Annotated in this window: 1 protein-coding gene; it reads left to right on the forward strand. The window is 46.2% G+C overall.

The features are described from left to right. Positions 1-1,111, forward strand: a 1,111-nt coding sequence (locus DCCM_RS18405; RefSeq protein ID WP_373855392.1) for an ICP22 family protein, incomplete at its 5' end; no start/stop codon positions are given. Positions 1,112-1,254: the final 143 nt, after the last annotated feature.

A 1,254-nucleotide genomic window follows, 5' to 3' on the forward strand; every position in this document is an offset into this window, starting at 1 on the left:
CTCGTATGCGTCCTATGGCAAAAATGAAAACATTAATTTACCACAGGTCAAAAGAGAAGAAATTACCTCCCTGAGTAATGAGGATTGCAAGTTTTATAAAAATGAAGACGGCACGATAACAGCCGAGATCGATTTGAGTAAACAGCCTGGAAATGATACGGATAATAATATTGTTTCGGAAAATGCTTCCAGCGGTTACTATAAAAACAGTTCAAACGGCTTCGAAGCAAGCTTTCCAAAGAAGCTTTCCGGGGAAACCTTAAGATTTAACTATATGGACACCGGACTGACCTTTGAGCTTTTAAACACCCCATATGTAAACGATAAAGAAGATATTTCCGCAACGGATGATACCATTGACGGAGAAGAAAGCGATACTTCAACGGAAGACAGCATTGTAACCGGCGAAGGTAGCCGGTCAACCACGGACAGTGTTGACGAAGAAAACAATTCATCAGCTACAGACAAGGTTGATGGTGAGGAAAACAGTCTCTCAACGTCTGACGGTGTAGACTCCGGGAAAAGCAATTCTTTAGCCACGGATAATGCCGGCGGTGAGGATAGCAGCCTTTCGACAGTTGATGGTGCCGACAATCAAGAAGTAAGCCCTCCAACATCGGGCAGCGTTGAGCGTAAAGAAAACAATTTTTCCGCGGTAGATGGTGTTGGCGGTGAGGAAAACAACGATTCAACCATGGGTGATGATGGGGCTGGAGAAGGCAATACTCCGCCGGTAGATGGCGCCGAAGGCGAGGAAGGCGGAACTTCCGTGTCCGGCAGTGCCAGCGATGAAGAAGTCAATCCTTCACCTGAAGACGGGGTTGAAAACGAAGAAAACCATTCGCCGTCAGCGGATGTTGAAGACGAAGAAAACAATCCGTCAACTGATGACAGTTTTGACAATAATAGCAATAAATCATCCGTAGACGGCAGGGTTGACGGGGACACCATTACATATAGCAACATAATGAACGCCACCGACCTGAAATACCAGGTTCTTGACAACGGCGTAAAGGAAACCATAGTAATAAACAACAGCAGCGCACCCACCAGCTTTTCCTTTAAAGTAAGCACGGACAGGCTTAACTGGCTGGAGGGCAAAAAAGCCTGATAGCCTTTATCTCCAGCGAAACCGGAAAGCACCTGTTCTATATAAATCCGGTTTACGCCTGTGACGCCACCGGCAAGGAGATTAGCGGAGTAACCCAAACAGTCAAAAACCACGGCGGAGAGCTATTCATTGACATCGAATTG

It is taken from the genome of Desulfocucumis palustris, assembly GCF_002933875.1.
GTDB lineage: Bacteria > Bacillota > Desulfotomaculia > Desulfotomaculales > Desulfocucumaceae > Desulfocucumis > Desulfocucumis palustris.